Origin of the sequence: Thermobifida fusca NBRC 14071 = JCM 3263, from assembly GCF_001592045.1 — a bacterium.
In the GTDB taxonomy this organism is placed as follows: domain Bacteria; phylum Actinomycetota; class Actinomycetes; order Streptosporangiales; family Streptosporangiaceae; genus Thermobifida; species Thermobifida fusca.
Window position 1 is genome coordinate 18,396 of sequence record NZ_BCWB01000046.1, and the last position, 26,984, is coordinate 45,379.

Genomic DNA, 26,984 nt, shown 5'->3' on the forward strand with positions numbered 1-26,984 from the left:
CGCGAAATCGTTTCCCTGCCCTACTTTCCCCCTTCTTACCGCTGGTAGAAGCGCTATCATCGATCGCACGCCGAGAGCAGCCCGCAGCCGCATACCCAGATATCGACCTTCTTATGTCTCCGGGAACAAGAATGTCCTGAACAGGCCAGAAAGATATCGGAAGGCAACGCGGTACCAATCTCGCGCGTCTAGCTACCGGGAAAATGAACACCCCGAGGGCACGTTTTCCATATGAGGGAGATCAACTGTGGGCGTCTCGACCTACACCTCTGACCTGGTGGTCGTCGGCTTGGGTTATGTCGGGCTTCCGTTGGCGCATGAAGCATGCCGGTCCGGTCTGAAGGTGACCGGCCTCGACGTGAACCAGCGCGTGGTCGACGGGCTGAACGCCGGAAAGTCGCATATCGACGACCTCTCCGAGCTGGACATCGCGGATATGCGGGCTGCCGGGTTCACCGCAACCTCGGACCCCAGCGTGCTCCGCAACGCCCAAACAATCGTGATCTGCGTCCCTACGCCTCTCTCGGAGGAGGGTTCTCCCGACCTCAGCGCGGTCACCTCCGCGGCTGAGACCATCGCTGCCCACCTGTCCCCGGGAACCCTGGTCATTCTGGAGTCCACGACCTTCCCCGGCACCACCGACGAGGTGCTCCGGCCGATTCTGGAACGCTCCGGCCTGGTCGCGGGGAAAGACTTCCACCTGGCGTTCTCCCCCGAGCGGATCGACCCGGGCAACACGCTGTTCGGCGTGGCTAACACACCGAAGGTCGTCGGCGGGTACACCGAACTCTGCGGCGAGATCGCGGCCGCCTTCTACGGCAAGTTCGTGCGCACGGTGGTGCGGGCGCGCGGCACTCGGGAAGCGGAGATGGCCAAGCTCCTGGAGAACACGTACCGGCACGTCAACATCGCCCTGGTTAACGAGATGGCGATCTTCTGCCGCGAACTGGGGGTGGACCTGTGGGACGCCATCGCCTGCGCTGCCACTAAACCCTTCGGCTTCCAGGCGTTCTACCCCGGGCCAGGGGTGGGCGGCCACTGCATCCCTATCGACCCCAACTATTTGTCGTACAAGGTCAAGACCCTGGGCTACCCCTTCCGTTTCGTGGAGCTCGCCCAGGAGATCAACTCGCGCATGCCGGACTATGTGCTGTGGCGGGTCCAGGACATGCTCAACGAGGCCGGGCTGGCGCTGTCGCGGTCGACGATCCTGCTGCTGGGGGTCACCTACAAGGCGAACATCGCTGACCAGCGGGAGTCTCCGTCCCGGGCCGTGGCAGCCAAGCTCATGCAGAAAGGCGCCACGCTGCTCTTCCACGACCCGCATGTTCCGGAGTGGCAGGTGAACGGGTCTCCGATCCCGCGCGCGGACGACCTGGAGCAGGCACTGGGTGAAGCGGACCTGACGGTGCTCCTCACCGACCACTCCGAGTACACGCCCAAGATGCTGCTGGAGCGGTGCCAGCGCCTCCTCGACACCAGGGGGGTGCTGCGCCGCGCTGACTCCGAGCTGCCCGGGGGCCGTCTCACTGCTTCGATCAGCCGCAAGGGCGTCCAAGTCCTCTGATCGCCTGTTCTCGGCTAGCTGTTTGCGCCCGGTACGGTTCCCGGTCCCGTTTTCAGAGCTTCCGCAACGGCGCGGAGCTCTGGATGCGGGACCGCAGCCGGGGGTGCGCGCCTCATCGGCGCTGGGTGAGCGGAAACACACGAAACCCCGGAATCCTTTCCTGGGAAGATAAGTTGTACGTTGCTGATCCGGCCTGCACCGCCGGACAGCCCCGTATTCGACGTACTTTCTTTCCAGGAGAGACCTTGTCCCAGATCTCCGAACCGCTGGAACTCGCCAAGGACGCCCAGGACCTCCTGTTCCGGGAGGCGCGGACCGCGAACACCTTCAGTGGCGAACCCGTCTCCGAAGAACAGGTCCGCGCGATCTACGACCTGGTGAAGTACGGTCCCACCGCGATGAACACGCAGCCGCTGCGCATCGTGCTGCTGCGTTCCCGCGAAAGCCGGGAGCGTCTCGTCCAGCACATGGCCGAGGGGAACCAGGCCAAGACCCTGTCGGCTCCGCTCACCGCCATCCTCGCCTACGACAGCGAGTTCCACGAGAAGGCCGACCGCTTCTTCCCCGACCGTGCCCAGGGCATCCGGGACATGTTCTCCAGCAGCGCTGAAGCCCGCGCGACGACCGCGAAACTCAACGCGTCCCTGCAGATCGGGTACTTCCTTATCGGAGTCCGCGCGGCCGGGCTGGCAGCGGGGCCGATGACCGGTTTCGACGCCGCCGCGATCGACGCCGAGTTCTTCCCTAACGGGCGGTACCGCACGCTCGTCGTCATGAACATCGGCAAGCCTGGCGCGGACCATCCCCAGTTCCCGCGGCTGCCCCGCCTCGACTACGAGGATGTGGTGACCGAACTCTAGGCCCGCCGCATGCACAGTGGCCCACTCCGCCGCGCGGGGTGGGCCACACCTCGTTCTACGCCGCTGCGACCGTTCAAATGATCGGCGGCCGTCCAGCGAGAGTCATCCGCCAGGCCGTGGACCATCGGATCGGCCGGCGCTCCCCCGCGTCGGTCCGCCACCCTTCCCAGAACCCGGAGAACCAGGGACGCAGTGCGCTGAGGGAACGTTCGCGCAGCACGGTCAGCGCCACCCAGACCGCCACGTAGACCACGGCCAGCGGCCAGGGCAGGTTCCGCTTGGCCAGCCACACGCGGTTGCGGGCGTTGAGCCGGTAGAAGTCGGCGTGCCGGGTCGGGGACGTCGCCGGGTGGTACATGACCGCCTCAGCGTCGTACTCGATGTGGTATCCCGCATCCAGGATGCGCCACGCCAAGTCTGTTTCCTCGTGCGCGTAGAAGAACGCGTCAGGCAGCCCGCCGCCCTGTTCGAACGCGGTGCGCCGGATCGCCGACGCCCCGCCGAGGAACGTGGTGACCCGGCTCGACCTGCCCGGGTCGCCCACTCTGAGTCGAGGCACGTGCCGCCGCTGGTCCGGGCCGCCGTCAGGGTCGGAGATCCGGAAGGACAGCGCACCGAGCGAGGGGTCTGCTGCGAACCGGTCGTGGACGTGCCGTCCCAGGTTGCGGGACCGGTACCATCCGTCGTCGTCGAGGAACAGGATGATGTCGCCGGTACTGACCCGCACTCCCGCGTTCCGGCCAGCCGGGATTCCAACATTCTCGGGAAGCCGCACGGTGACCACCCGCTCATCCAAGTCCGGGAGGTCTGCGCCGTTCCCGACGACGACCACCTCGATGTCGACACCCTCCTGTTCGAACACGCTGGCGATGGCCCGGCGCAGCTCTGCCGGCCGATTGCCCATCGTCAGCAGCACACAGGAGAGCTTCAACTGTTGTTTACCTCCGCGCTGGGGAACGGATGGCTCCTGCCCCGGCGCGGCCCGTACTGATCCGCCGGAGGGGAGCGCGTCCTGGGAGGACCCCGTGTCCGCTCCGGATGCCTCACCCTGCCGTGTCGCGCTAGGGGAGGGGACGGAACCGCTCATCGACAACCGTTCAACACACCAAAGATGGATGACAGGACAACGGAATTCAACGGTCTCATGAACCAGGTAACGACCGTATCAACACCGGCAGGGTGAGCGGAACGCCCGCGCGTCACCGCAGCCGGCTGGAGGCCAGGATGCTCACCAAGTGCAGCACGGTCTGCAGCGCTGCCACCGCCACACAGGCAGCCATGAGCACCTGGGTGGCAGCCAGGTCGCCACGGACCGCATCCACCACTGCGGCCACCACGACCAGGAGGGAGAGCTCCACTGCCTGGATGATGCGGTGGAAACGCAGCGCAGAAGCGATCCGGCGCGCCAGGCTCAGGCCCGAGGACCGGGGATTCAGGGCTGCGGCCGGCACGTGGTCGCTCAACCCCGCCTTGGCCCGGGCCACCACCACGTTGTCGGTCTCCGCCTTGATCAGTGCGGCGCCGAGTGCCGCGGCCAGTCCGGCGACCACCCAGCCTCCGGCCGTGAACTCTCCTTGCGCCCGGATCCCTACCCCGACCAGCAGGGCGACCTCAGCGAAGTAGTGGCCGATGCGGTCCAGGTAGACACCGGTCACGCTGGTACGCCCGGTGAACCGGGCGACCTCGCCGTCAGAGCAGTCCAACAGCAGGTAGACCTGGATGAGCAGGGCCGCGAGCAGGGCCGACCACAGCCCGCCGAAGGCCACGACGATCCCGGCGAGCACACCGCAGACCACCATCAGGTAGGTGATCGGGTTCGGGGGCACCCCCAGGCGCACGAAGAACGTGCTCGCATAGGGCGAGATCGCCCGCATGTAGAGGCGTCCCGCCCAATGCTCCTCGTTGACCCGCTCTTTGATTCCTTCCGGCTGGCCGCCGGCCCGCACCTCAGCGACCGAAGGTTTGGACATAGTCGCGAACGCTCCGCCTGATCTCGTCTTCGGAGAGGTTGAGGTGCTCCAAGACCGTGTAGCGTCCCGGCCGAGTGGACGGCGCGTGGACCACGGCTTTGACGAACTGCTCTTCGTCCAGCCCCACGTCCGAGGGGAGAGTCGGAAGCCGGTGGCGGAGCAGGCTGGCGCGGATGTCCTCGAGCTGCTGTTCCCCGTGGCCCAGGTAGCGGGAGCGGAGGAAGAAGGCGAACAGCGTGCCCAGCCCAGCCAGTTCTCCGTGGTTGCTGGTCCCCGGGTAGAGCTGGTCGATGGCGTGGAGGATCTCGTGGTCAGCGCCGCTAGCGGGCCGGCTCGACCCGGCCACCGACATGGCCATCCCCGACAGCACCAGGGCCTCGGCGAGCGCGGTGAGGAAGCTCTCGGATTCCACGGAGTCGCGGCGGTGCAGCACGGACTCGGCGGCCACCCGGGCGAAGGTGACGGCCATCCCGTCGACCGGTTCGTCCATCTCCTTGCCGGCCAGCTCCCAGTCGGTGATCGCGGACAGGTTGCTGAGCACGTCCCCGATCCCCGAGCGGACCAGCCGGTCAGGTGCGGAGCGGACGTAGTCCACATCCACCACGACGGCGACCGGCATGTTCACCCCGTAGGAGCTCTTGCCGCTCTCGTGCTCCAGCGAACTCACCGGGGAGGCGATGCCGTCGTGGGAGAGGTTGGTGGCGACCGCGATCATCGGGATTCCCGCCATGGTGGCGGCGAATTTAGTGACGTCGATGGTCTTGCCGCCGCCGATCCCCGCGACCGCTTCGAAAGCCTCCGTCCGCAGCTTCTTGCCGAGTTCGTTGGCGACGTCGACGGTACCTTCGTCGACCTGGAAGACCTCGCAGTGGGGAAGGTTGAGGTCCGCGACGATCCGGGCGCCCTGGCCGGGGCCGACCGCCACCGCGATCCGTCCCTCGTTGGCGATCCTCCGGTCCGCGAGGAGAAGTCCCAGGTCCGCGATCGCTCCCCGCCGCACGTCAATGGAGAGCGGCGAGGCCAGCATCCGGGCTAGTAGCGGCATGCGATCTCCCGAGCGCGAGCCAGATCGTCGTGATTGTCCACCTCAACCCAGTCGACCTCGCCGATCGGCGCCACAGCGATCCTCTCGCCTCGGTCGACCAGTTCCTGGTAGCCGTCCTCGTAGTAGAGCTGGGGGTCGCGTTCCCAGGTGGCACGGAGCGCGTCTGCCAGGCGGCCGGCGATGCTCCCCTCGATGAGGGTGACTCCGATGTACTCGCCTGCGGCTGTCGCGGGGTCCATCAGCTTGGTGATCCGCTGCAGGTGTCCGGAGGAGTCCAGAGCCACCTTCATCTCTTCATCAGCAAGTGTTTTCACGGTGTCTACCGCGAGGACGATCTCCGGTCCCCTGTTGGCGAGTAGTGTTTTTTCCACGCTGGCCGGGTGCACGGTGTCACCGTTGACCAGCACCACGCCCTCAGCGAAGTAGTCCCGTGCAGTCCACAGGGAGTAGGCGTTGTTCCACTCCTCAGCCTTGTCGTTGAAGACGGTGGTGATCTTGACGCCGTGGCGGCGTTCCAGTGCCTCGCGCCGCTCCTCCACCGCCTCGGAGCGGTAGCCGACGATCACCACTACGTCGGTGAGCCCCACCGAGGCCAGGTTCTGCAGGGCGATGTCCATGATGGTGGTGTCACCATCGACCGGCACCAGAGCCTTGGGCAGCGTGTCGGTGTACGGGCGCAGCCGGCGCCCTGCCCCAGCGGCAAGAATCATGCCGAGCATGTCGGCGCTTCCCTCCCTCAGTTGTCGGAGGCCACAGCGCCCCCTTGTCCTTCACGTGGTTCTACCGCCACCGCGGTCACCGGTGCCGAAAGCCAGCTTGTGGTGGTCTCCCACGCCAGCAGGACCGCCAGATAGCCCAGGAGCAGACCGTAGGTGAAGGGCAGCCATCCCAGCGCCCCTCCGGCCGCGATGAGGAGCATCCGACCGTCCCAGCCCAGCATAGCCAGCCTGGCCCACTCGGAAGGGGGAATACCGTGGCGTACCCGGCGTACGGCGGAACCGTGATGGAAGATGACTAACGCGACAAGTGCGAATACTAGGGGACCTGGTACGCCGGAACCGTAGCCCAGCGCACAGAGGTACAGGTATTCGGCTGCTCGCAGCAATGGCGGAACAATCCAGTCGAACCGCCCATTGTGCGGATGCGCGGAAGCCACTCCCGACAAGAGGAGTGCCGCCGCCGGTGCGAACAGGGTAACCCCGTTCAGATCCTCAAAACCGGTGAATAACAAGACTCCCATCACCAGGATTCCGGCGAAAGCCGGCAGAACCGGCGGGAGCGCGCCCTGGACGAGAACGCCGATGCCCGTGCTCAAATGCCCGTCGTCTCGAAGAAAACGCAGGTCAACGTGGGGAGACTGCGTCGCAGAGCTCATGGTGGGCCTTACCGGGAGTCGGATTGCGGAAGCAATGTGGCAACTGCCATAGCAGCCACGGATCCGGCGATCAACGCCCCGAAAGCCACCGATGCATGCCAAATCGTTACCGAAACGGCAATGACGAGGAAGCGCTCCGACGGGCCGAACCGGGCCACGTCGCGGAGGAGCCTCCCCGCGCGTCCGCGGGACACGGCCTGCCGCCTCCGGCGGGGTGGGGCGGCGTTCCCGGGCGCCGCGCCACGGTCCCTGGTCTTCTGGGACGCAGGGGCCGGGCGCAGCCGGACGGTTCCGGGCGGCTCAGCGGTGTCGTCCGGGTCGCGGGCCAGGCCGAGGAGCTCCGCGGTGAAGTCGGGGTCGGCCGGTTCCCGGCTGCGGTAGCTGGGGTCGATCGCTTCGATCGGCGGGGGCGCTCCCCTGGACGCGTCCCGGGGCTGAGCCTCCGGGCGGTGTGCCGCGCGGGCCTCCGCCACTGATTCGCGGACCGCGTGGGCGGTCAGTGCCCCCGCCGCCCAGAGCCAGACGTCGGTCTGGCCTGCCAGGGACGCGCCGAGCGCCAGTCCTAGGAAGAGCACGTATTCGCGTACCCGGCTGAGCATCGCGACCGCCCAGGCGTTGAGCGCATCGCAGCGGTGTTCCGCTATGCGAGAGCCGACCGCGTCGCAGTAGAGCACCAGCGCCAGCGCGAGCGTCCCGACGAGGCTGCCCATCAGGGCAGTGTCGGTGAACCACACGGCCGCCACTGCGGTGAGGACGGCCCCGGCCCGGGCCATGGCAGCCGGAGTGGTGCCTCGCCGCACCGCCCAGCGCACCACGGGCTCGGCCAGCGGCCGCATCCCGTAGGCGGTGAGTACTCCGGTCTCCGTCACTCGCCGCGCCTTTCCCACACACGTTCTGTAGGTGTCAACGGTTACCCGGCCACAGACCGCTTGGCAAGGGGCCACACGGGGCGGAACGGGACGGCTTAGGCGGCTTTGCTCTTCTTCTTCCGCTTGGCGATCTCCGCCTTGGTGTCGGCGTTGTAGGCGTCCAGGGCGGCTTTGATGTCGGTGTCCAACACCAGTTCGCCGTTCTTGATGTACAGGCCGCGGTCGCAGAAGCGTTTGAGGTCGCCTTCGTTGTGCGAGACCAGGACCATGGTGCGCTGGTTTTGCAGCATTCGCTCAATGGCGTCGTAGCATTTGTTGCGGAAGGATTTGTCCCCCACCGCGAGCACCTCGTCCACCAGCATGATGGGGTGTTCCAGTTGGGAGATGAGCGCAAATCCGAGCCGCACCTTCATGCCGCTGGAGTAATGGCGCACCGGGGTGTCGATAAACCGCGACTCGATCTCGGCGAACTCGATGATCTCGTCGAACCGCTCCTGGAGCATCTCGTTGCTCATCCCGTGCAGGGCGCCCACCAGGTAGACGTTCTCCCGCCCGGTGAGGTGGTCGTTGAACCCGGCCCGCAGCTCCAGCAGCGGAGCGACTTTTCCGCGGACAGTGACTCTGCCCTCGTCGGGGATCAGCACCCCGGCGATCAATTTGAGCAGAGTGGATTTACCCGTCCCGTTCTTGCCGACAATACCGACACACTCGCCTTTAGTGATCGTAAAGGAGACGTTGCGCAGCGCCCAGAAATCGGAGGCACCTCGGTTGGGGTCACGCCGGTTTCCGTGAATAAACATCTCCCGCAGACTGCGTTTGCGCCGGCGGTTCGTCGCAAACTTGATACCGAGCCTTTCAGCCTCGATGATCGGCTCCGCCATTACAGCTCCTTAAGGACGGCGCTCTCCAGTCGTCGGAACGTGACGTACCCAACCAACATCACCAGGATGGCTCCGCCGACCGTCGTCCACAAGACGGACGCCGGAGGCGCTTCGCTGGCGTACCACACCGCGTGGTGCATCTGGAAAATCCCTGCCAGCGGATTGTGCTGGTAGAGCCACTTGAACCAGTCGGGCAGCGCGTCAATCTCCGTGACGCGGAACAGCGGGTAGATGACGGGCGTGCTGTAGAACAGCACTCGATTCAGGATACGAACGATCCGTTCCACGTCGCGCAGCAGCACGTTGATGGAGGAGAGCAGCAGAGTCATCCCCAGCGACAGGATGAACTGCACCGCGATCGCCGGGATGACCCAGAAGAAGTTCCACCCGGTCTCGCCCCGCAGCACCACGACGAACATCAGCAGGACAGGCCAGGTGAGCAGGTACTCCACGAATTTGGTCTGCACGATGGCCAGGGGGAAGATCTCCCGGGGCACTTTCATCGTGGTGATGAGCTTGGAGTGGGTGGTGAGTGCGCGGGGCGCGTCGCTGAGCGCCGCACTGAACCACATCCACGGCAGCAGCCCTGACAGCAGGAACAGGGCGTAGCCCCCGGGCGCGTCCGGGCCGCCCGGTGCCTCGCGCGCTCCGCCAGTCGCCGCGAACACCACGCCGAAGACGAAGTAGTAGACGCAGGCCATCGCCAGCGGCTCTAACATCGACCAGGCGTAACCGAGGATCGAATTCTGGTACTTGACTTTGAGGTCACGGCGGACCAGGTGTCTGACGACTTTCCGGTGTTGCCAGACGTCCAGCGTCCTCGACGCCACCGCACCTCCTCAGGATGCAGTCGTATGGAAACGATCGCGCGATAGAGATCGCCGTGGGATTCGTAGGGGTTTGCCTGTGGCATCCGAAGTCTCCGACGGGGCCGCTAGTGCGCCACGGCGGATATTTCGAGGCCACCGTCATGACATGCCACATCTGTGGCGGGGATGCTCAGGAGTGAGCGGCGCCGCTGACGAAAGCTGGGGCACGTCCGCCGCCTCTCCGGGAGAACACCGGGACCAGATCCATGGTTGCACGACCGGTGGCCCTGTGATTCCAGGCGTCCTAAGGTTACCGGTGATACCGCCCTGCTGTCCCATTCGCGGTGAATTGTTCCTCCATTGTTGAATCGCTGCCCAGAGTGTTCCGGAACCGTGGGCTAGCCTCTCCTTGTCACGCCGCTGTGTTGCTGTCACCCCGGGAGAGGCCATGTCGCTCGATCAGCCCGCGCACCGCCGGCCGCGGGTCGCCGCTGCTGTCCTCGCCGGCGGCGTAGGGTCGCGCATGGGCAGTGCGCACCCCAAACAGCTCCTGCGGCTGGCCGGGCAGACCATCCTGGAACGCTCGGTCGCCGCCCTGTGCGCCGCCCCAGAGGTGGACGAGGTCGTCGTGGTCATGAACGCCGCCCACCTCGCGGAAGCGGAGAAGATCCTCGCCGAAGGCAGGTACGACAAGGTGTCCCGGATCGTTCCGGGAGGAGCGAGCCGTTCCGAGAGCTCTCTCGCCGCCCTGCAGGCAGTCGACGACTACGACGACAACGACCTGCTGCTCCTGCACGACGCCGCGCGTCCGCTGGTCAGCGGCCGCACGATCACTGCCTGTGTGACTGAACTTACCGAAGTCGGCGCGGTCGGCGTGGCTGTACCGTCCAGTGACACCGTGGTCCAGGTCACCTTGGACGCCTCTGGACGCGAAGTGATCGCCGCGGTCCCCGACCGCGCTGCGCTGCGTCGGATGCAGACCCCGCAGGGTTTTCGGCTCGGCGTGATCCGCCGGGCCTATGCGCGAGCGTTCGCCGAACCCGGGTTCACCGCCACGGACGACTGCGGTGTCGTCCTGCGCTACCTGCCTGAGGAACCCGTGCGTATCGTCACCGGGGAGGAGAGCAACATCAAAGTGACCCATCCCAGCGACCTTGCCGTGGCTGAAGCCCTGCTCCGCACCGGGGTGGCGCAGTGATATTCGTCCCGACCGAGGTCATCGGCCACCGCGGCTTCGGCCGCGGCACCGTTGCCGGCCTGGTGGAGAACACCCCCGAATCGTGCGCCGCGGCTGTGGCGCACGGCGCCTCCTGGGTGGAGATCGACGTGCGGCGCAGCGCCGACGACGTCCTGCTGGCGTACCACAACGCTGCCCTGCCTGACGGGCGGCTCATCGTGGACCTGCCCGCCGCGGAAGCCCGGGCCGCCGGGGTCGCCACCCTCGACGAGGTCCTGGAAGCGATCCCCTCGGACATCGGCCTGGACTTCGACGTGAAAACTGTGCTGGAGGACGCTGTCGACCCGCCTGCCCGGCGCACGGTCAGCCTGCTCGCGCCGTACCTGAAGCGGCACGCGCGCCTCCAGCGGGTCTTCGTGTGCTCCTTCGACCCCTCTGCCCTGCTCGCAGTGCAGGAACAGGTGCCCGGGGTGGCCACCGCTTGGATGCCGTTCGTCCGCAACCCCGTCGACCACGCCCTCGCCGGGGCCGTGGCCCTGGGTTGCGCCCTGGTCGCCGTCGATGCCCGATCGTTCGGCCTGGGCGGCGAACCGGAGCGCCCGGGGCGGCGCTCGATTGAGGAGACGGTTGCGACCGCGCACCGCGCCGGTCTGCAGGTGGTGTCGTGGTGCCCCGACCCGGCGGACTCGGCGCGCCTCGCCGCTGCCGGAGTGGCCGCCGTGGTCGTCGACGATGTTCCCGGCACCGTGCAGGCCCTCACCGCTACGGCCGCGTCCTCTGCATAGGACACCGGTCCTTTCCCCAGGCTGGGGAAAGGACCGTGCACTCAGTTGGCTTGGGCTTTCTGCTGGCGCCGCGCCTGCGCAGTCCGCGAGTCGGAGCCCAGGCTCGGCGGACTGGTGAGGAAGCCCGCCCCCCACGCCATGTGCATGGTGGCCAGCGCCACCGGGAGCGCGAGGCGGGAAGCCAGCGGCAGTCCGGAGCCCAGCGGAATCGAGGCGAGGAGGATCGCCGCCACATAGCCGCCGGGGATCAGCCACGCCGGCCAGAAGAAGAACCCGCCCACCAGGCCCAGGACGATCGCGGTCAACGCAACCGGCGGAGCCAGGTAGCGGAAGTTGAGGGTGCCCGGGTGCTGCCGGGCCACAACCCGGCGCCACCGCCCGTAGTGGAAGTACTGTTTGGCGAGCGCCCGGACGTTGGGGCGCGGCCGGTAGGACACCCGCATCCGCGGCTGGAACCACACGGTCCCGCCGGTCATGCGGATCCGGTAGTTCATCTCCCAGTCTTGAGCCCGCAGGAACGCCTCGTCGTAGCCTTGGACCCGCTCCAAGGCGGAGCGCCGGAACACGCCCAGGTAGACGGTGTCAGCGGGCCCGCTCTCCCCACCGGTGTGGAAGCGGGCGTTGCCCACGCCGATCTTCGACGTCATCGCGGCGGCCACCGCTTTCTCCCACGGGGTTTCCCCCTCCGCGGCCATGATGCCGCCCACGTTGTCCGCGCCGGTCTCCTCCAGCGTCTCCACCGCGATCCGCAGATAGTCGGAGGGCATCATGGCGTGGCCGTCGATGCGCGCAACGATGTCGTGGGAGGACGCAGCGATAGCCGCGTTGAGTCCGGACGGGGTACGGCCTGACGGGTTGGGCACCACCTTGACCCTCGGGTCCGCCGCAGCGAGTCCGTCAGCGATCTCCTGTGTGCGGTCGCTGGACGGCCCCACGGCCAGGACGACCTCGATTTCACCTGGATAGTCCTGTTCCAGAACGTGGCGCACGGCGGAGGCGAGGTGGCGTTCCTCGTTCAGGACAGGCATGACAACCGAAACGGCAGGCCAGCTCACGGGCATATCCACAAGATTTTCACGCGATCCGGGAAGGAATCTGGGTATGTGAGTGCGGGAATCCGCTGTCGCAACGGTACTGCATACAGCGGTGCCCGGGATCCGCTCGACGACCGTCCCATCCCGGTGGACGGGACGTGGAGGCAACACGCCGTAACCGGATTTTCCCGATCCGGAAGGGTGGTGCTGCCACTCTGGAAGAGTCGGCGGCTCGGACTGCTCCCGCGGCAGCGGCGGGCCGGATGGTTCGGGAGGACAACCGGTGAACGAGGACGGTAACGACACACCCCGCCCGTTAGGGGAAGTACCCGAGTTTCGACGGATCCGGTCGGGACCGCTCCCCCCGCATCAGAACATCCCGCCCCGTCGCCGCGCCCCCGCAGACCAGCTGCCGTGGCTGCCCAGCGCGGCCGCCCGACGGCGCCGCGCCGCACTACTGCTGTGCGGGTTCCTGTCCGCTGTGGTCCTGCTGGTGTCGGGAAGCTCATGGGCGGTCACCGGCTGGCTCTCTGACCAGTTGCACCGTTACGACGTCTTCACGGGCCTGCTGGACGAGAACCGTCCCCCGGCCTCCCAGGGCGCGTTGAACTTCCTGGTGATCGGCTCCGACGACCGCAGCGGTCTGGACTCCCGCCAACGCTCCGAACTGGGGGTGGGCAACGTCGAAGGGCGGCGCTCGGACACCATGATGCTGGTCCACCTCAACCACCAGCGGGAGCACATCACCGTGGTGGGCATCCCCCGGGACTCCTGGGTGCGGATCCCCGGCCACGGCCCTGACAAGATCAACGCCGCCTACTCCCTGGGCGGACCGCAACTGGCCGTGCAGACCGTGGAAGCGGCCACGGGGGTGCGCATCGACCACTACGTGGAGATCGACTTCACCGGGTTCGTGGAAGTGGTGGACACGCTCGGCGGGATCACCGTCTGCCTGCCCGAGGCGATCCACGACGAGAAGGCCCACCTGTCCCTCGAAGCCGGAACCCACCGCCTGCAGGGCACCCAAGCGCTGGCTTTCGCCCGCACCCGTAAAAGCCCGCACGGCGACTTGGACCGCATCGACCGGCAGCAGCAGGTGCTGGCCGCACTGCTCGACGAGGCGCTCAATGCGCAGATCCTCAGCGACCCGGCCCGGCTCGCCCAGTTCGTGGAGACCGCGCTCGGCTCGATCACGGTCGACGACACGCTGGACACCGCTGCCCTCATCCAGTTGGGCACGCAGCTGCGTTCCCTCGGCCTCGACGACGTCACGTTTACCCAGGTTCCGGTGGACCGGATCGACTTTTGGACGCCGAGCGGCGAAGTCGCGGTCACCTGGCATGAACAGCACGCCACCGAACTGTTCACCGCGATCGCTGCGGACCGGCCCATCCCCCAGCCGCAGTCCGCGGAAGACTCAGCCCTCCCCTCCCCGGACGAGGTGACCGTGGAGGTCTACAACGGCACCACCATTCCCGGGCTGGGCGCCCAGGTGCGTGTCGAACTGCTGGAGTCGGGGTTCCAGGTGCCGGAGAGCGCCGGGAACTGGCCGCAGCAGGACCTCGCCGAGACCCTGGTCCGCTACTCCCCGGAGCGCGAGGACGCCGCCACCCTGCTCGTGGAGAGCATTCCGGGGGCGCGCGCCGAAGTCGACCCGGGGCTGGGAGGCCGCCTCCAAGTGATCGCCGGCGTGAACCACACCGGGGTAGCCGTACCCGCCCACGCCGCCTCCCCGATTGCCGAGCAGCCGGTGGACGTCGGCGGCCGGGAGACCGTGCACACGCGCACCGCAGCGGAGAACGTGTGCCGGTGAACTCCGGGCCGTACGCGGTCCCGGAAACCACGGGCGGCTACCGCGCGTTGTCCCGGTGAGGCGGACAGAAGTGAGTTTCCTGCCTCCCGGTGGTAGGGAGAGAGAACACCGGTTGTTAAGGAGGGCCCGTGGTACGCCACCTGCTCGGTCTGCTCGCCGGAGTCGCGGTCACCCCGCTGCTGTGGGTCGGCGTGGCATGGGCGGGCGATCAGATCGCTCGACACGCCGCTGGACAGGAGTCCAGCGTCCCGCTGCCCACCGCCTGCGCCGTCCTGATGGGGGTCGGCCTGCTCGGCGCAGTCCTCGCTGCAACCCGGTTCTCGCCGCTTGCTGCGTTCGTCTCCGGCGGAGTGCTTCTCGGCGGCCCCCTGTGGGCGCTCCTCGACCCCGGCTCGCTGACGCAGCTCCTCCCGGCGTGGCTGGTAGGCTCCGACTCGCTGGTCCATCCGCTGGGCCCCGGGCTGCCGCTCTTGTGCACGCTCGGCACGCTGCTGTTCCTCTCCGCGCTCGTGCCGTCCCGATGGCGTTCGCGAAGCCAGCCCTGGTCCGAGGAGGTGTACCCGCCGCTTCCGCCCCCGGCCCGGGAACACGGCCCCACGCCGACCCCGCCGCCTCCCGCAGACCCGCCTCCCGCCTCCGACCAGGCCGACGACCTGGCTACTCGGACGACTCTCCCGTTCCGCCGCGGCGAGGACGGCATCCATCCGCTGGCGGGGGATGACGACCATCACACTCGGGTGTTCGGCGACGGACGGTAAACCACGGTCCTGCCTCACCAGACGCTGTCCAATTTCTTGCAGTCTGTTGTGCTGTGCGGGAGTTCGACAGGGTTCAAGCCGACTACCGTGTTGGGATTAACCGCCCCTCGTGCACGCCAGTGAGCGGTCGTGGCGGCACGTGACCCGGAGGGGGCCCTGGGGCGGTGGAACAGCCCGCAGATAGCATTCCTAGGCCGGTCGGTGAGGAAGGACTGATTCCATTGGCGGAGAAGCAGCGCCTCAGAATCGCGGTGCTCGGCACCGGATACCTCGGAGCGACCCACGCCGCGTGCATGGCGGACCTGGGGTTCGACGTCCTCGGGCTCGACACGGACCAGAGCAAGATCGCAAGCCTCTCCTCCGGTCGGGTGCCGTTCTACGAACCGGGTCTCGAAGAGGTGCTCAACCGCAACCTGGCCGCTGGCCGGCTGCGCTTCACCACCGACTACGCCGAAGTCGCGGCCTTCGCTGACGTGCACTTCATCTGTGTCGGGACCCCGCAGCAGGCCAACTCCAACGCAGCCGACTTACGGTATGTCGACGCCGTGGTCGACACGCTGGCCCCCCTGCTGACTCGGCCCGCCGTCATCATCGGAAAGTCCACGGTGCCGGTGGGTACCGCGGCCCGCCTCGCCGCCCGGTTCCGGGCCCTCGCCCCCGCGGGTGAAGCCGTGGAACTGGGTTGGAGCCCGGAGTTCTTGCGGGAAAGCCACGGGGTGGAAGACACGCTCAACCCGAACCGGATCGTCCTCGGCACCGACTCCCCCCGGGTCGAGCAGGTGATGCGGGAAATCTGCGCCAGCCAGATCGAACGGGGCATCCCGTTCCTGGTCACCGACTTGCAGACCGCGGAACTGGTCAAAGTCTCCGCCAACGCGTTCCTCGCCACCAAGATCTCCTTCATCAACGCGATGGCCGAGGTGTGCGAAGCGGTGGGCGCGGACGTGATCCAGTTGGCCAAGGCGCTCTCCTACGACGACCGGATCGGCGGCAAGTTCCTCGGCCCTGGCCTGGGTTTCGGCGGCGGCTGCCTGCCCAAGGACATCCGCGCGTTCATGGCGCGCGCCGACGAGCTGGGAGTGGAATCGGCCCTGTCGTTCCTGCGCGAGGTCGACGCCATCAACCAGCGGCGCCGTGCCCGCACGATCGACATCGCGCGCGGCCTCATCGGCGGGAGCTTCGCCGGACGCACCGTCGGTGTGCTGGGCGCGTCCTTCAAACCGAACTCCGACGACATCCGGGACTCTCCCGCACTGGACGTGGCGGCTACGATCAACTCGCTGGGCGCCCGGGTCACGGTCTACGACCCGGAGGCTTTGGAGAACGCCAAGCGCGCCTACCCGCAGTTGAACTTCGCGCACACGATGCTGGAAGCGGTCCGGGACGCCGAAGTGGTTCTCCTCCTCACCGAGTGGGCCGAGTTCCGGGATGCCGACCCGGACGAGCTCGGCAAGGTGGTGGCTGAGAAGCGGATCGTGGACGGCCGCAACGCGCTGGACCCCGACTACTGGCGTTCCCGCGGCTGGACGTACCGGGCTCTTGGGCGCCCGTGACCGGCCCGTTGCTGTTCCGCACGAGGGGGACACGGTATGGCACAGCTCAATGATCCGGAAGCGATCCGCCGGCTGCTCGTGGACACCGAGGTGTGGGCGATTGTGGGGCTGGGCGCCAATCCGCACCGCCCCGCCTACTCGGTGGCCCGGTTCCTGCAGGAGCGCGGCAAACGGATCGTGCCGGTGCACCCCACCGCGGCAACAGTGCACGGTGAGCGGGGGTACGCCTCGCTCACCGACATTCCCTTCGACGTGGACGTGGTGGACGTGTTCCGCCGCTCCGCAGAGGCGGGCGCGGTTGCCGACGAGGCGCTCACCCGGCCTGAAGTCCAGGGCGTGTGGTTCCAGTTGGGAGTGGTGGATCCTGCCGCTGCCGACCGGGTGCTGGCCGCGGGGCGCACCATGGTGATGGACCGCTGTCCCGCGATCGAATGGCCGCGCCTGGTGGGATGAGCCCGGCCGACGAGACTGCTCGATCCAGGGCCGGGCTCGGAATGTCGCTGGGCGGGTGCTCCGGGCTCAGCGGGCGCCGAAGCCGAACGAGGAGCCTTCCGTGAGTTTGCGGCGCAGCCGCTCCCCCTTGGCTTTGGCCTGCTGGTTGAGGTCGTCCTGGAAGTCGGCCATCTTCGCGCGCAGCTCCTCGTCGTGGGCGCCGAGGATCCGCACTGCCAGCAGGCCCGCATTGCGGGCCGCGCCCACCGCCACCGTGGCCACCGGGACTCCCGCGGGCATCTGCACGATGGACAGCAGCGAGTCGAGCCCGTCGAGGTACTTCAGCGGGACCGGCACCCCGATGACCGGCAGCGGAGTGACCGAGGCGAGCATGCCCGGCAGGTGGGCTGCCCCGCCGGCCCCGGCAATGAGGACTTTCAGGCCCCGCTCCGCTGCCTGGGAGCCGTAGGCGATCATCTCGTGCGGCATCCGGTGCGCCGAGACCACGTCAACCTCGTAGGGGACACTGAACTCGTCCAGTGCCTCGGCTGCCTCTTCCATGAACGGCCAGTCGGAGTCGCTTCCCATCACGATGCCGACGGCGGGCGGGCTCTGGCTCACTGTGCGTCTCCCTTGAGGTAGGCGGCGGCAGTTCTAGCTCTCTCCAGCAGGGCTTCGGGGTCGTCCCCGACCACGGTCACGTGTCCGATCTTGCGGCCGGGCCGGACTTCTTTGCCGTAGAAGTGCACTTTCAGCTCCGGGTCCCGGGCCATGACATGAATGTAGCGGTTGAACACGTGGGGGTCGTGCCCGCCGAGCAGGTTCGCCATCACCGTGAAGGGGGCCACAGTGCGCGGCGACCCCAGGGGCAGGTCCAGGACGGCCCGCAGGTGCTGTTCGAACTGCGACGTGCAGGCGCCGTCGATCGTCCAGTGGCCGGAGTTGTGCGGCCGCATCGCCAGCTCGTTGACGACGACACCCGTGTCGGTTTCGAACAGTTCCACGGCGAGCAGCCCCACCACGTCCAACGCAGCGGCCAGTTCGATGGCGAGCTCCTGGGCGGCCACCGCCCGGTCTTCGGACAGGTGGGGGGCAGGAGCGATCACTTCGTGGCAGATTCCGCCGCGCTGCACGGTCTCCACCACCGGGTAGGCCGCGACCTGGCCGTAGGGGGAGCGGGCGACCTGGACCGCGAGTTCCCGGCGGAACGCGATCTTCTCTTCGACCAGCAGCGGGACCTGCTCGCGGGCGGCGCGCTCTACGACGGCCGCGGCCTCTGCTGCATCGCCGACTACCCACACGCCTTTGCCGTCGTAGCCGCCGCGGGCCGCTTTGAGCACCACCGGCCAGCCGGTCTGCCCGGCGAACTCGGTGACCTCGTCCAGGCTGGTGATGCCGCGCCACCGCGGGCAGGGGGCGCCGAGTTCGCTCAGCCGGGTGCGCATGACCAGCTTGTCTTGGGCGTGGTGCAGCGCTTCCGGGCCGGGGCGCAGCACGATCCCGGCGTCGTGGAGTTCCCGCAGCACCGGCTGGGGGACGTGCTCGTGGTCGAACGTCACCACGTCGCTGTCTTTGGCGAAGGCGAGCAGGTCGTCGCGGCCCCGGTCGTCGCCGAGGTGCACGTCGGCGACGACCCGCGCCGCACTGTCGGTGGGGCGGGCCGCCAGGACGCGGAAGTCCACGCCCAGCGCGATCGCCGCCTGGTGGGTCATCCGGGCGAGTTGGCCGCCTCCCACCATGCCGACGACGGGGACGGTCCGGTTAGTCTCGCTCACGGCTGCCTCACCTCTCGTTCACGGATACTGGGGTGCGGCCCCGCTTTCCACCGACGCGGGAACCCGGAAAAGTCTAGTAATCCTCTTGGTTCAGATCGGAACGGCTCGTGCGGTTGCTCTCCACGGTGTACCAGCGTTTCGCCCAACTCATCCACGAGCTGGCCAAATTCGGCGTGGTCGGCGCGGTGGCCTATGTGACGCAACTGGTCGCCACCAACGTGTTCTGGTATGCGCTGGGCCTTCCGGAACTCGTGGGGCAGGCGCTGGGCACGGTCTGCGCCACCGTGGTGGCGTTCCTCGGCAACCGGTTCTGGACGTTCCGGCACCGTTCGCACGGCCATCTGCTGTGGTCGTATGTCATGTTCTTCGGGTTGAACGCGGTGGGGTTGGGGATCCAGGTCGCCTGCCTGTGGTTCACGATCGCGGTCCTCGGGCTGGACGGCCCGCTGGCACGGAACATCGCAGGCAATGTGGTGGGGGTGGGCCTGGGCACCCTGTTCCGGTTCTGGAGCTACCGCCGGTGGGTGTTCCGCGCCCCGCACCGGGTGTCTGCCGCAGAAGCGGAGCAGGGGTAGCCCTATTCACTCAATTTTTCGTAAAAAGGTTTTTACTTACTTTCGACAAGGCCAACAACAAAAAGGATTATTTGCTCAGTAAACTTCTTTTTTCACAGAGCCGCTATCTCTAGGACCAGAGGACTGCGCGAAATAGGCAGCACCTGGCGAAGACAGGAGTTGCACATTTTTAGGAAATCTCTGGTCCATCGGCGAGCGTAACCCGAAAATCTCAGCGAGAGTCTTACGATCAGTGCTATGACCTGCGTTTTGCTGGCCGAAGACGATGCTTCGATCTCTGAACCGTTGGCCCGCGCGCTCCGGCGGGAAGGATATTCAGTCGACGTCACCGTCGACGGTATGGAAACACTCGACCGTGCCCGTAGCGGCGACATCGACCTGCTCGTCTTGGACTTGGGATTGCCCGAACTGGACGGGCTCGAAGTAGCCCGGCGGCTGCGTTCCGAAGGGCACGGAACTCCGATTCTCATCCTCACCGCCCGGGCCGACGAGGTGGACACCGTCGTCGGACTGGACGCGGGGGCCGACGACTACGTCACCAAACCCTTCCGCCTGGCAGAGCTGCTGGCCCGGGTCCGGGCCCTGCTGCGCCGCGGCGGCGGCGAAGTCCCCGTCGTCCACGGGGTGCGCATCGACACGGACTCCCGCCGAGCCTGGCTCGGCGACCGCGAACTGCAACTGACCACGAAAGAGTTCGACCTGCTGCGGGTCCTGGTCCGCGAAGCGGGCAAGGTGGTCACCCGGGAGCAGATCATGCGGGAGGTATGGGACACCAACTGGTGGGGGTCCACGAAAACACTGGACATGCACATTTCCTGGCTGCGCCGGAAGCTCGGCGACGACGCCAACCAGCCCTCCTACATCACTACGGTGCGGGGGGTCGGCTTCCGGTTCGAGAAGGAGTGAGGCGCCCGCGGCGTTGACGAGGCACTATGCGCAGGAGGATGCTGTTCTCCACCCTCGTGGTGGCCATCGTCGCGGTACTACTGCTCGGGCTGCCCTTGGGGGCGCTCACCTACCAACAGGTGAACAACGCGAACATCGACCAACTCCAGCGGGAAGCCGAGATCATCGGCACCGAGGTGGACACCCAGCTCATGCGCGAGGGCCGCGTCGACGCCGCCTACTTCGCCAAGGTCTACCCCCAGCGGCATATCCAGATCACTCCTAGCGGCTCCTCCACCGTGGTGACCGGAGGCTGGGAGTACGATCCGCACGCTTCCGACGCGCCTGCAGCGCTCAACGCGACTGTGGTCTCCGCCAGCGGAGCCTCCATCTCGGTGTGGCGGGACACCCGGGGGGTGCGCGAGGAGATCATCAGCGCCTGGTTGGGGATCGCTTCCCTGTCCCTGCTGGCGATCGGCGTGGCGGTAGGACTGGCGATCTTGCAGGCGAGACGGCTCACCCTGCCGCTCGTGGACTTGGCGGCAGCCGCAGAACGGCTCGGTTCCGGATTCATCAGCCCCTGGGGTCACCGCTACGGCATTCCCGAAGCCGACGCCGTGGCTGAAGTCTTAGACCGCAGCGCCGAACGCATCGCCAGCCTGATCTCCACTGAGCGGCACTTCGCTACCGACGCCTCCCACCAGTTGCGCACTCCGCTGACCGCGCTGTCGATGCGGCTGGAAGAGATCATCGCTGAAGCAGACAAACCCGATGTGGTCCGCGAGGAGGGCGAGGCCGCGCTCGCCCAGACTGAACGGCTCGTCGACATCGTGGAAAGCCTGCTCGGACGAGCCCGCCGCACCCAGAACCCCAAACTGGAACCGGTCGCGATCGACGATGTGATCGAGCAGTTCATGGAAGAGTGGCGGCCGGTGTTCACCCAGGCCGGGCGGAAGATCCAGCTCGCCGGCCAGCCGGGGCTGACCGCGATGACCGTGCCCACCGACCTGGCCCAGATCCTGGCGACCCTCGTGGAGAACGCCTTCAAGCACGGGGCTGGCACGGTGACTGTCCGCCGCGTCGAAACCGGACAGTCCGTGCGGATCGAGGTGAGCGACGAAGGCGAAGGGATTCCGGAAGACCTCGTCCCCCGCATTTTCGAGCGTGAAGTGACGAGTGGCAACGGCACCGGACTGGGGTTGGCGCTGGCTCGGCACATCGCCGAGTCCGAAGGCGCCCGGGTGGAGTTCATCCAGTCCAAGCCGACGACGTTCGCGCTCTTCCTCCCCCCGGGCCGGGCCACTCTGGCGCGGACCACGGGGCCTGCCTGACCCGCCGCTCCCGTCTCACTCCGCTTGGGCTGCCCAGGCGGAGATCGGGGCCGCGGCGCCGTGCCCGGAGTAGACCGTGGTCTCCGGCGGCAGGGTGAAGAGGCGTCCCGCCACCGAAGTGCGGAGCGTCTCCGGGTCGTCCGGAGCATACTCTCCGCTCGCGCCGTGCCCGAGCAGGGTGTCACCGGTGAACACGGTGGCGAGCGCAGGCACATACAGGCAGACCGAGCCAGGGGTGTACCCGGGGGTGTGCCGCACCTCCAGTTCAACCGCACCGATCTGGAGGACTTCCCCGTCCAGCAGGGGCGCATCCGGTTCGCGGCGGGGGTGGCGCCGGTACCACAGCGGCAGGTCAGCCGGGTGGAGCAGAATCGGTGCGCTGGTGAGGTCTGCGAGGGTTTCCGCTGCGTTCACATGGCTTTCGTGGGCGTGCGTGCACACGACTGCCATCAGTTCGCGGTCACCGAGACCGCGGGAGATCGCCACCGGGTCGTGCGCCGGGTCGATCACGATCGCGCCGCGGTCGTCCCCGATGATCCACACGTTGGCGCTGCCTTCCCGGGTCCGGGCTTCGGGAGGCAGCACTCCCGAGGTGACGACCCCGCTGACCGTGACGGGAACTGCCGTGTCAGGACTGTCGGTCATGGGATGTACCACCGCTTTCCGTCGTCTCACGGCACCGCGCGGGCGACCTCTTCGTTCAAGGCCTTCCCGGCAGCCGTGGGAGAGTAACGCGGCGGGGTCACCCGCGTGCGGCCGCTGCCGACCCGAAACTGCGCCGCAGCGCGTAGGGCTGGAGCTGCCCCAGGCCGTGCGCGTGGCGGGCGCGCACCGCTACGACCTGGAAGCCCTCTTCGTCTTTGAGCTGGGCGGCGAGGGCCTCGTCGATGAGGACCGTGCCGGGGCGGGCGAAGGAGGTGAGCCTGCTGGCCCGGTTGACCGTGGTGCCGAACACGTCGCCGAGGAGGGCCAGCACCGGACCGTAGGCCACTCCGACCCGCACGTCCGGCACTTCGACGTGGGTTTTGACGCCGGCGGCGAGCTGCAGGGCGATGTCCGCGGCCGAGCGGGCGTCGTCGGCGACGTAGAGGATCTCGTCCCCCAGGGTTTTGACGATCCGGCCGCCGCAGGAGGCGACGATGTCGGCGGAGGTCGCTTCGAACCCCTCCACCACGTCGGCGAGGGCGACCTCGTCCAGTTCCCTGCTGAGCGTGGTGAAGGAGACCAGGTCCGCGAAACCGACGATGAGCGGAAAGTAGTGGGGGGAAGCGTCCTCGCTCTGCTGTTCTTGGACTGCCAGGCTGCGCGAGACAGCCGCCACGAGCTGGCGGCGCCACACATGCAGCAGCAGGGTCTCCATGTCGGGCAGCAGCTCTTTGGCGAGCCCCACCAGCGGTCCCAGATGCCCGTCGGTGTCGACCTCCGGTTTGTACGACAGGGTGGTGAGGATGCTGGTCTGCCATTCGGCGAGGCGGATCATCGTCTGGCCCATGGCGCGGGCGAGACGGATAGAGGCCTCTTCGGTGAGGAGACCGTCGCGGATCAGCCGGGCGGTGACCCGCATCGCCTCGACATCGCTGTCGGTGTAAGCGGGAACGTCGTCCTCGCGGGCAGCGAATCCCAGCGCCCGCCAGATCCTGGCGGCGAACTCAGGCGAGGTTCCCGCGAGTCGCACCACCTCATCACGGGTATACCGCGCCTCGCCTCCCATGAGGACGGCTTCGGTCTCCTTGGGGTCAGGACGAGACGGCATGGGTTCTCTCGTATTCGAGGTCGGGGCGGTAGGGGTGACGCCCGCTGGACATGGGTGAGCCGACACCCCTCCTAGCGAGGTGAGGCGCGCATGACTGTCGGTTTAGCCCTTCTCGGGCTTCCCCGTCAAGAAACACCTGCTTGAAGGGCTGCGGGCCGGCGGATGGGCGAAGCGGGAGGTGGTCAGGGGCCGGCGAAGCGGACGTGGACGACGTCTCCCACGGTCAGGGCGTGGTCGCGACCGCCGTCGGAGCGTACCTGGAGTCGCCCGTCCGTGTCGATCCCCATGGCCGTACCCTCCACCACGCTGTTGCCGGGGAGGTGGACGCGCACCTGTTGACCAAGAGTAGAACACACAGAACGATACTCCGCGGCCAGTCCACTGCGCTCAGCGTCCCCATCGTGCTCGACCCAGCGGGTGTAGCGGTCCGCGAACGCCTGCAGGATCGCGCAGAGCAGGAGGCCGCGGTCGACGCAGGACGCTCCGGCGAGCGCCAGCGAGGTGGCCGTGGGCACGGGGAGTTCCGCCGCGGTCTGGGTGACGTTGAGCCCTGTGCCGATCACCACGGCCGGCCCGGACGGGCCGAAGACGGCTTCGGAGAGGATGCCCGCAATTTTGCGGTCTTGGGCGAGAACGTCGTTGGGCCATTTCACCTGGGCGTCGACCGCGGCGACCCGCCGCACCCCGGCGGCGGTCGCCGCCCCCATGAGCAGGGGCAGCCACCCGTAGCGGGCGGACGGGACCGTGGGGCGCAGCAGGACCGAGAAGGTCAGTGCGGCCCGCGCCGGGGTGTGGAACGACCTGCCGAGCCGGCCGCGTCCCGCGGTCTGGTGCTCGGTGACGAGCACCGTGCCCGCGGGAGCGCCCTGCCGCGCCTGGGCGAGCAGCTCGGTGTTGGTGGATCCGAGCGACGGCACGACGTGGACGCTGGTCCACAGCGCTCCCGGCTGGACCAGGGCCTGGTGGAGCGCCTGCTGGTCCAGGGGCGGCCTGCTCAGGTCGGAGTGGAGCGAAGAAGGCATAGTCCCATTCAAGCAACGGCGAAGCCGCCTTCCCCCGCAGGGAGAGGGCGGCTTTGCCATGGAATTGCCGCAGCTCGGCGCTCACCCAGTGTTCTGGAGCCCTGCGGCCACACCGTTGACCGAGAGCAGCAGGAGCCGTTCCAGGTGGTTGCGGTCCTCCTCGGACAGCCGGTCGGCTTCCCCGGTGCGCAGGGCTTCCAGAGCACGCAGCTGCAGGTGCGAAAGGGCGTCCACGTAGGGGTTGCGCAGGTCGACCGCGCGGGACAGCACCCGGCGGTTCTCGAGGAGGCGGGTGTGCCGCGTGACTTTGAGGACCAGTTCCCGGGTGCGGTCGTATTCGGCGAGGACCTGTTCGGTGAGCTCTGGACGCCCGCCCAGCGCGAGGTAGCGCTCGGCGATCACCCGGTCGGTCTTGGCCAGGCTCATCTCGGCGTTGTCCAGCAGCGAGGCGAACAGCGGCCACTCCTTGTAGGCGGTGTGCAGCGCTTCCAGGTCGTCGACCGCGGCCAGGCCGCTGCCGAGCCCGTACCAGCCAGGCAGATTGACCCGGGTCTGGGTCCAGGCGAACACCCACGGGATAGCGCGGAGGTCGTCGAGGCCGCGGGCAGCCGAGCGGCGCGCCGGACGCGACCCCAGCCGCAGCTCACTCAGCTCCTCCAACGGGCTGACCCGGGAGAACCACTCCGCGAACCCTTCAGTGTCGACGAGGGCGCGGTAGGCGGCGTGGGCGGCTTCGGCGATGCGGTCAGCCATACCGCGGAACCGGGCGGCTGCCTCGGCGGCTCTCCGCTGCACGCTTTCGGTGGAGGCCATGAGCACGGCGTGGCCCACCTGTTCGATGTGGCGGTGGGCGATCGCCCGCTGACCGTAGCGGGCGAAGATGACTTCGCCCTGCTCGGTGACCTTGAAGCGGCCGTCCACCGATCCGGGGGCCTGGGCGAGGACGGCCCGGTTGGCGGGCCCGCCGCCGCGGCCCAGGGCACCGCCGCGGCCGTGGAACAGGGTGAGTTTGATGTCGTGCTCGCGCGCCCATTCGGCCAGCCGCGCCTGGGCGTCGTAGAGCCGCAGGGTGGCGCTGACCGGGCCGACGTCCTTGGCGGAGTCGCTGTAGCCGAGCATGACTTCCATGCGGCGGCCGGTCTGCTCGAGGCGGCGCTGGACGGCGGGCAGGCGGAGCATGCCGTCGAGGACCTGGGGGGCCGCGTCCAGGTCGGCACCGGTTTCGAAGAGCGGGATGACGTCGAGGATGGGCGCCTTGCCCGGGGGCATGGCGTGCTCGGCGAGCTCGTAGACGGCGGCGATGTCGTCAGCGGACTGGGTGAAGCTGACGATGTAGCGGCGGCATGCTTCCACGCCGAACCGCTCCTGAATCCAGGCGACGACCCGCAGGGTGGCGAGGACTTCCTCGGTACGTTCGGACAGTTCCCCGCCAGCGCGTATCTCCTTGAGTGCGGCGGCGTGGACTGCGCTGTGCTGGCGGATTTCCAGTTCCGCGAGGTGGAAGCCGAAGGTTTCGGCCTGCCAGATGAGGTTTTGGAGTTCGCCGTAGGCTTGGCGCACAGCGCCCGCGGCAGCAAGCGACTCTTGGACGGTCCGCAGGTCGGCGAGGAACGCTTCCGGGTTGGGGTAGCCGAGGTCGGCGTTGCGCAGCCGGGTGGCGCGGAGCCGTTCCGCGGCGAGCAGCAGGAGCTGGCGGTGGGGTTCGTTGGGCGAGCGCTTGATGATCTCCTGCATCAGGCGCGGGTAGGCAGCCCGGGCGCTGCTCAGCGCGGCGCGCAGTTCCGCGCTGGGCGGGGTGAGGCCGGTGTACTCGGTGTGGGTGCGGCCGATGCGTTCGCAGGCGTTTTCCAGGGCGCGCAGCACGTGCTCGGACTGGATGGTGATGGCTTCCCGCGTCACTTCGTGGGTGACGAAGGGGTTGCCGTCGCGGTCACCGCCGATCCAACTGCCGTAGCGGACGAAGGCTTTCGCCAGCGCGGGGCGCCGTCCGCAGCCTTCGGGGTCGAGCGCCCGGTCGAGGCTGCGGTAGACCTCGGGGATGACGGTGAAGATGGTCTCGTCGAAGGCGGCCATGGCGGTCCGCACTTCGTCGAGCGGGTCCATCTTCGTATAGCGGAGCTGTGATGTTCGCCACAGCAGGTCGATTTCTTCGAGGAGTCTGCGACGCGCCTCGGCTTCGGCGCCGCTTCCCGGGTGGGCCGCGTGCAGGCGTTCCAGTTGGGCACTGATGCGCTGGATCGCGGTGGAGACGGCGCGACGGCGCGCTTCGGTGGGGTGCGCGGTCAGGACCGGGTGGAATTCCATGCCCGCGATGAGTTCGCGCAGCCGCTCTGGCCCGGCGTCTTCGCGGATGGAGTGCACTGCGGCAGCCAGCGATTCGCGCTGCGGTGTGGCCGCGTCGTCGCGTTCCCGCAGGGCGCGCATACGGTGGTGCTCTTCAGCCAGGTTGACCAGGTGGAAGTAGACGGTGAAGGCACGCGCCACCTGCTTGGCGCGTTCCAGTGGCCACGAGGCGACGAGCTCGGTGATCTCTTTGCCCTCGACCGTCCCCTCGCGAGCTCCGATGACGGCGCGGCGGAGTCGTTCCACATCGTCAAGCAGGTCTTGACCGCCACTCTCGGCAAGTACGGTGCCGAGCATTTCGCCGAGCAACCGGACGTCGCGGCGAAGCTGGTCGGGCATCTCCTGGCGGGCGCTGTCGCGTGTCATGGCACA

Annotated in this window: 26 protein-coding genes; 11 read left to right on the forward strand and 15 right to left on the reverse strand. The window is 67.9% G+C overall.

Annotated elements, in window-relative coordinates:
- The first annotated feature begins 247 nt into the window (after window positions 1-247).
- Both TF1_RS12215 and TF1_RS12220 read left to right on the forward strand, forming a co-directional pair.
- Window positions 248-1,567, forward strand: a complete 1,320-nt coding sequence (locus tag TF1_RS12215) for a nucleotide sugar dehydrogenase (RefSeq protein WP_011292952.1) — start codon at window positions 248-250, stop codon at window positions 1,565-1,567.
- 245 nt (window positions 1,568-1,812) lie between these two features.
- Window positions 1,813-2,427 (forward strand): malonic semialdehyde reductase, encoded by a 615-nt coding sequence (locus tag TF1_RS12220; RefSeq protein ID WP_016189187.1) that lies wholly within the window; start codon window positions 1,813-1,815, stop codon window positions 2,425-2,427.
- Window positions 2,428-2,500: 73 nt separating this feature from the next.
- Here TF1_RS12220 and TF1_RS12225 read toward each other — a convergent pair whose 3' ends face one another.
- From TF1_RS12225 to TF1_RS12260, 8 genes are all read right to left on the reverse strand, one after another.
- The gene (locus TF1_RS12225; RefSeq protein ID WP_061783912.1) at window positions 2,501-3,331 is read right to left on the reverse strand and encodes a glycosyltransferase; all 831 of its coding nucleotides are present in this window, start codon (window positions 3,329-3,331) and stop codon (window positions 2,501-2,503) included.
- Window positions 3,332-3,626: 295 nt separating this feature from the next.
- On the reverse strand, window positions 3,627-4,397 hold the full coding sequence (locus TF1_RS12230; protein ID WP_061783908.1) for a CDP-alcohol phosphatidyltransferase family protein: 771 nt from the start codon (window positions 4,395-4,397) through the stop codon (window positions 3,627-3,629).
- Complete coding sequence (locus TF1_RS12235; protein WP_011292956.1) at window positions 4,375-5,424, reverse strand: iron-containing alcohol dehydrogenase family protein; 1,050 nt, start codon at window positions 5,422-5,424, stop codon at window positions 4,375-4,377. The genes TF1_RS12230 and TF1_RS12235 overlap by 23 nt, the downstream gene beginning before the upstream one ends.
- Window positions 5,425-5,429: 5 nt before the next feature.
- Window positions 5,430-6,161 (reverse strand): phosphocholine cytidylyltransferase family protein, encoded by a 732-nt coding sequence (locus tag TF1_RS12240; protein WP_011292957.1) that lies wholly within the window; start codon window positions 6,159-6,161, stop codon window positions 5,430-5,432.
- Window positions 6,162-6,178: 17 nt separating this feature from the next.
- A complete protein-coding gene (locus TF1_RS12245; RefSeq protein WP_011292958.1) occupies window positions 6,179-6,817 on the reverse strand; it encodes a DUF5941 domain-containing protein in 639 nt (212 codons plus the stop codon).
- A gap of 8 nt (window positions 6,818-6,825) precedes the next feature.
- Window positions 6,826-7,686: a hypothetical protein gene (locus TF1_RS12250; protein ID WP_011292959.1), complete on the reverse strand. Its 861-nt coding sequence runs from the start codon at window positions 7,684-7,686 to the stop codon at window positions 6,826-6,828.
- Between the two features lie 95 nt (window positions 7,687-7,781).
- Window positions 7,782-8,567, reverse strand: coding sequence for an ABC transporter ATP-binding protein (locus TF1_RS12255; RefSeq protein ID WP_011292960.1), 786 nt, complete (start codon window positions 8,565-8,567; stop codon window positions 7,782-7,784).
- A complete protein-coding gene (locus TF1_RS12260) occupies window positions 8,567-9,397 on the reverse strand; it encodes an ABC transporter permease (protein ID WP_011292961.1) in 831 nt (276 codons plus the stop codon). Before TF1_RS12260 ends, TF1_RS12255 begins: the two co-directional genes overlap by 1 nt.
- Window positions 9,398-9,824: 427 nt before the next feature.
- Between TF1_RS12260 and ispD the strand changes: the two genes are divergently transcribed.
- Together ispD and TF1_RS12270 are read left to right on the forward strand one after the other, a co-directional pair.
- Window positions 9,825-10,574, forward strand: coding sequence for a 2-C-methyl-D-erythritol 4-phosphate cytidylyltransferase (gene ispD, locus TF1_RS12265; protein WP_011292962.1), 750 nt, complete (start codon window positions 9,825-9,827; stop codon window positions 10,572-10,574).
- Window positions 10,571-11,338 (forward strand): glycerophosphodiester phosphodiesterase, encoded by a 768-nt coding sequence (locus TF1_RS12270; protein WP_011292963.1) that lies wholly within the window; start codon window positions 10,571-10,573, stop codon window positions 11,336-11,338. Before ispD ends, TF1_RS12270 begins: the two co-directional genes overlap by 4 nt.
- Before the next feature lie 41 nt (window positions 11,339-11,379).
- On the opposite strand, the gene TF1_RS12275 is transcribed toward TF1_RS12270, so the two are convergent.
- Window positions 11,380-12,393, reverse strand: a complete 1,014-nt coding sequence (locus TF1_RS12275; protein ID WP_081430452.1) for a glycosyltransferase family 2 protein — start codon at window positions 12,391-12,393, stop codon at window positions 11,380-11,382.
- Between the two features lie 262 nt (window positions 12,394-12,655).
- Between TF1_RS12275 and TF1_RS12280 the strand changes: the two genes are divergently transcribed.
- The 4 genes from TF1_RS12280 (at window position 12,656) to TF1_RS12295 (ending at window position 16,949) form a co-directional block, all read left to right on the forward strand.
- Window positions 12,656-14,185: an LCP family protein gene (locus TF1_RS12280; RefSeq protein ID WP_061783909.1), complete on the forward strand. Its 1,530-nt coding sequence runs from the start codon at window positions 12,656-12,658 to the stop codon at window positions 14,183-14,185.
- A 128-nt stretch (window positions 14,186-14,313) separates the two neighbouring features.
- A complete protein-coding gene (locus TF1_RS12285) occupies window positions 14,314-14,943 on the forward strand; it encodes a hypothetical protein (protein WP_061783910.1) in 630 nt (209 codons plus the stop codon).
- Window positions 14,944-15,164: 221 nt separating this feature from the next.
- Window positions 15,165-16,496, forward strand: coding sequence for a UDP-glucose dehydrogenase family protein (locus TF1_RS12290; protein ID WP_041428149.1), 1,332 nt, complete (start codon window positions 15,165-15,167; stop codon window positions 16,494-16,496).
- Between the two features lie 36 nt (window positions 16,497-16,532).
- On the forward strand, window positions 16,533-16,949 hold the full coding sequence (locus TF1_RS12295; RefSeq protein WP_011292968.1) for a CoA-binding protein: 417 nt from the start codon (window positions 16,533-16,535) through the stop codon (window positions 16,947-16,949).
- A gap of 66 nt (window positions 16,950-17,015) precedes the next feature.
- Here the strand turns inward: TF1_RS12295 and purE are convergent, their stop codons facing one another.
- Together purE and TF1_RS12305 are read right to left on the reverse strand one after the other, a co-directional pair.
- The gene (gene purE, locus TF1_RS12300; protein ID WP_011292969.1) at window positions 17,016-17,549 is read right to left on the reverse strand and encodes a 5-(carboxyamino)imidazole ribonucleotide mutase; all 534 of its coding nucleotides are present in this window, start codon (window positions 17,547-17,549) and stop codon (window positions 17,016-17,018) included.
- Window positions 17,546-18,703: a 5-(carboxyamino)imidazole ribonucleotide synthase gene (locus TF1_RS12305; protein WP_011292970.1), complete on the reverse strand. Its 1,158-nt coding sequence runs from the start codon at window positions 18,701-18,703 to the stop codon at window positions 17,546-17,548. The genes purE and TF1_RS12305 overlap by 4 nt, the downstream gene beginning before the upstream one ends.
- Before the next feature lie 107 nt (window positions 18,704-18,810).
- Between TF1_RS12305 and TF1_RS12310 the strand changes: the two genes are divergently transcribed.
- From TF1_RS12310 to TF1_RS12320, 3 genes are all read left to right on the forward strand, one after another.
- Entirely contained in the window at window positions 18,811-19,278 is a 468-nt protein-coding gene (locus tag TF1_RS12310) for a GtrA family protein (protein ID WP_011292971.1), read from the forward strand.
- A 237-nt stretch (window positions 19,279-19,515) separates the two neighbouring features.
- Entirely contained in the window at window positions 19,516-20,184 is a 669-nt protein-coding gene (locus TF1_RS12315; RefSeq protein WP_011292972.1) for a response regulator transcription factor, read from the forward strand.
- Between the two features lie 26 nt (window positions 20,185-20,210).
- Window positions 20,211-21,494 carry a sensor histidine kinase gene (locus TF1_RS12320; RefSeq protein ID WP_038044118.1) on the forward strand — a complete coding sequence of 428 codons (1,284 nt, stop codon included), beginning with the start codon at window positions 20,211-20,213 and terminating at the stop codon, window positions 21,492-21,494.
- A 15-nt stretch (window positions 21,495-21,509) separates the two neighbouring features.
- On the opposite strand, the gene TF1_RS12325 is transcribed toward TF1_RS12320, so the two are convergent.
- From TF1_RS12325 to TF1_RS12340, 4 genes are all read right to left on the reverse strand, one after another.
- Window positions 21,510-22,139: an MBL fold metallo-hydrolase gene (locus TF1_RS12325; RefSeq protein ID WP_011292974.1), complete on the reverse strand. Its 630-nt coding sequence runs from the start codon at window positions 22,137-22,139 to the stop codon at window positions 21,510-21,512.
- A gap of 97 nt (window positions 22,140-22,236) precedes the next feature.
- On the reverse strand, window positions 22,237-23,247 hold the full coding sequence (locus TF1_RS12330) for an adenylate/guanylate cyclase domain-containing protein (RefSeq protein WP_011292975.1): 1,011 nt from the start codon (window positions 23,245-23,247) through the stop codon (window positions 22,237-22,239).
- A 182-nt stretch (window positions 23,248-23,429) separates the two neighbouring features.
- Window positions 23,430-24,269 carry a biotin--[acetyl-CoA-carboxylase] ligase gene (locus tag TF1_RS12335; RefSeq protein ID WP_016189199.1) on the reverse strand — a complete coding sequence of 280 codons (840 nt, stop codon included), beginning with the start codon at window positions 24,267-24,269 and terminating at the stop codon, window positions 23,430-23,432.
- Between the two features lie 81 nt (window positions 24,270-24,350).
- A complete protein-coding gene (locus tag TF1_RS12340; protein ID WP_255266183.1) occupies window positions 24,351-26,951 on the reverse strand; it encodes a phosphoenolpyruvate carboxylase in 2,601 nt (866 codons plus the stop codon).
- Window positions 26,952-26,984 lie beyond the last annotated feature (33 nt).

Bases quoted from the DNA above. Each gene is read 5' to 3' on its own strand.
- TF1_RS12225 (WP_061783912.1), bottom strand. From the start codon at position 3,331: ATGGGCAATCGGCCGGCAGAGCTGCGCCGGGCCATCGCCAGCGTGTTC.
- TF1_RS12230 (WP_061783908.1), bottom strand. From the start codon at position 4,397: ATGTCCAAACCTTCGGTCGCTGAGGTGCGGGCCGGCGGCCAGCCGGAA.
- TF1_RS12235 (WP_011292956.1), bottom strand. From the start codon at position 5,424: ATGCTGGCCTCGCCGCTCTCCATTGACGTGCGGCGGGGAGCGATCGCG.
- TF1_RS12240 (WP_011292957.1), bottom strand. From the start codon at position 6,161: ATGCTCGGCATGATTCTTGCCGCTGGGGCAGGGCGCCGGCTGCGCCCG.
- TF1_RS12245 (WP_011292958.1), bottom strand. From the start codon at position 6,817: ATGAGCTCTGCGACGCAGTCTCCCCACGTTGACCTGCGTTTTCTTCGA.
- TF1_RS12255 (WP_011292960.1), bottom strand. From the start codon at position 8,567: ATGGCGGAGCCGATCATCGAGGCTGAAAGGCTCGGTATCAAGTTTGCG.
- ispD (WP_011292962.1), top strand. From the start codon at position 9,825: ATGTCGCTCGATCAGCCCGCGCACCGCCGGCCGCGGGTCGCCGCTGCT.
- TF1_RS12295 (WP_011292968.1), top strand. From the start codon at position 16,533: ATGGCACAGCTCAATGATCCGGAAGCGATCCGCCGGCTGCTCGTGGAC.
- TF1_RS12315 (WP_011292972.1), top strand. From the start codon at position 19,516: ATGACCTGCGTTTTGCTGGCCGAAGACGATGCTTCGATCTCTGAACCG.
- TF1_RS12320 (WP_038044118.1), top strand. From the start codon at position 20,211: ATGCGCAGGAGGATGCTGTTCTCCACCCTCGTGGTGGCCATCGTCGCG.
- TF1_RS12325 (WP_011292974.1), bottom strand. From the start codon at position 22,139: ATGACCGACAGTCCTGACACGGCAGTTCCCGTCACGGTCAGCGGGGTC.
- TF1_RS12330 (WP_011292975.1), bottom strand. From the start codon at position 23,247: ATGCCGTCTCGTCCTGACCCCAAGGAGACCGAAGCCGTCCTCATGGGA.
- TF1_RS12335 (WP_016189199.1), bottom strand. From the start codon at position 24,269: ATGCCTTCTTCGCTCCACTCCGACCTGAGCAGGCCGCCCCTGGACCAG.
- TF1_RS12340 (WP_255266183.1), bottom strand. From the start codon at position 26,951: ATGCCCGACCAGCTTCGCCGCGACGTCCGGTTGCTCGGCGAAATGCTC.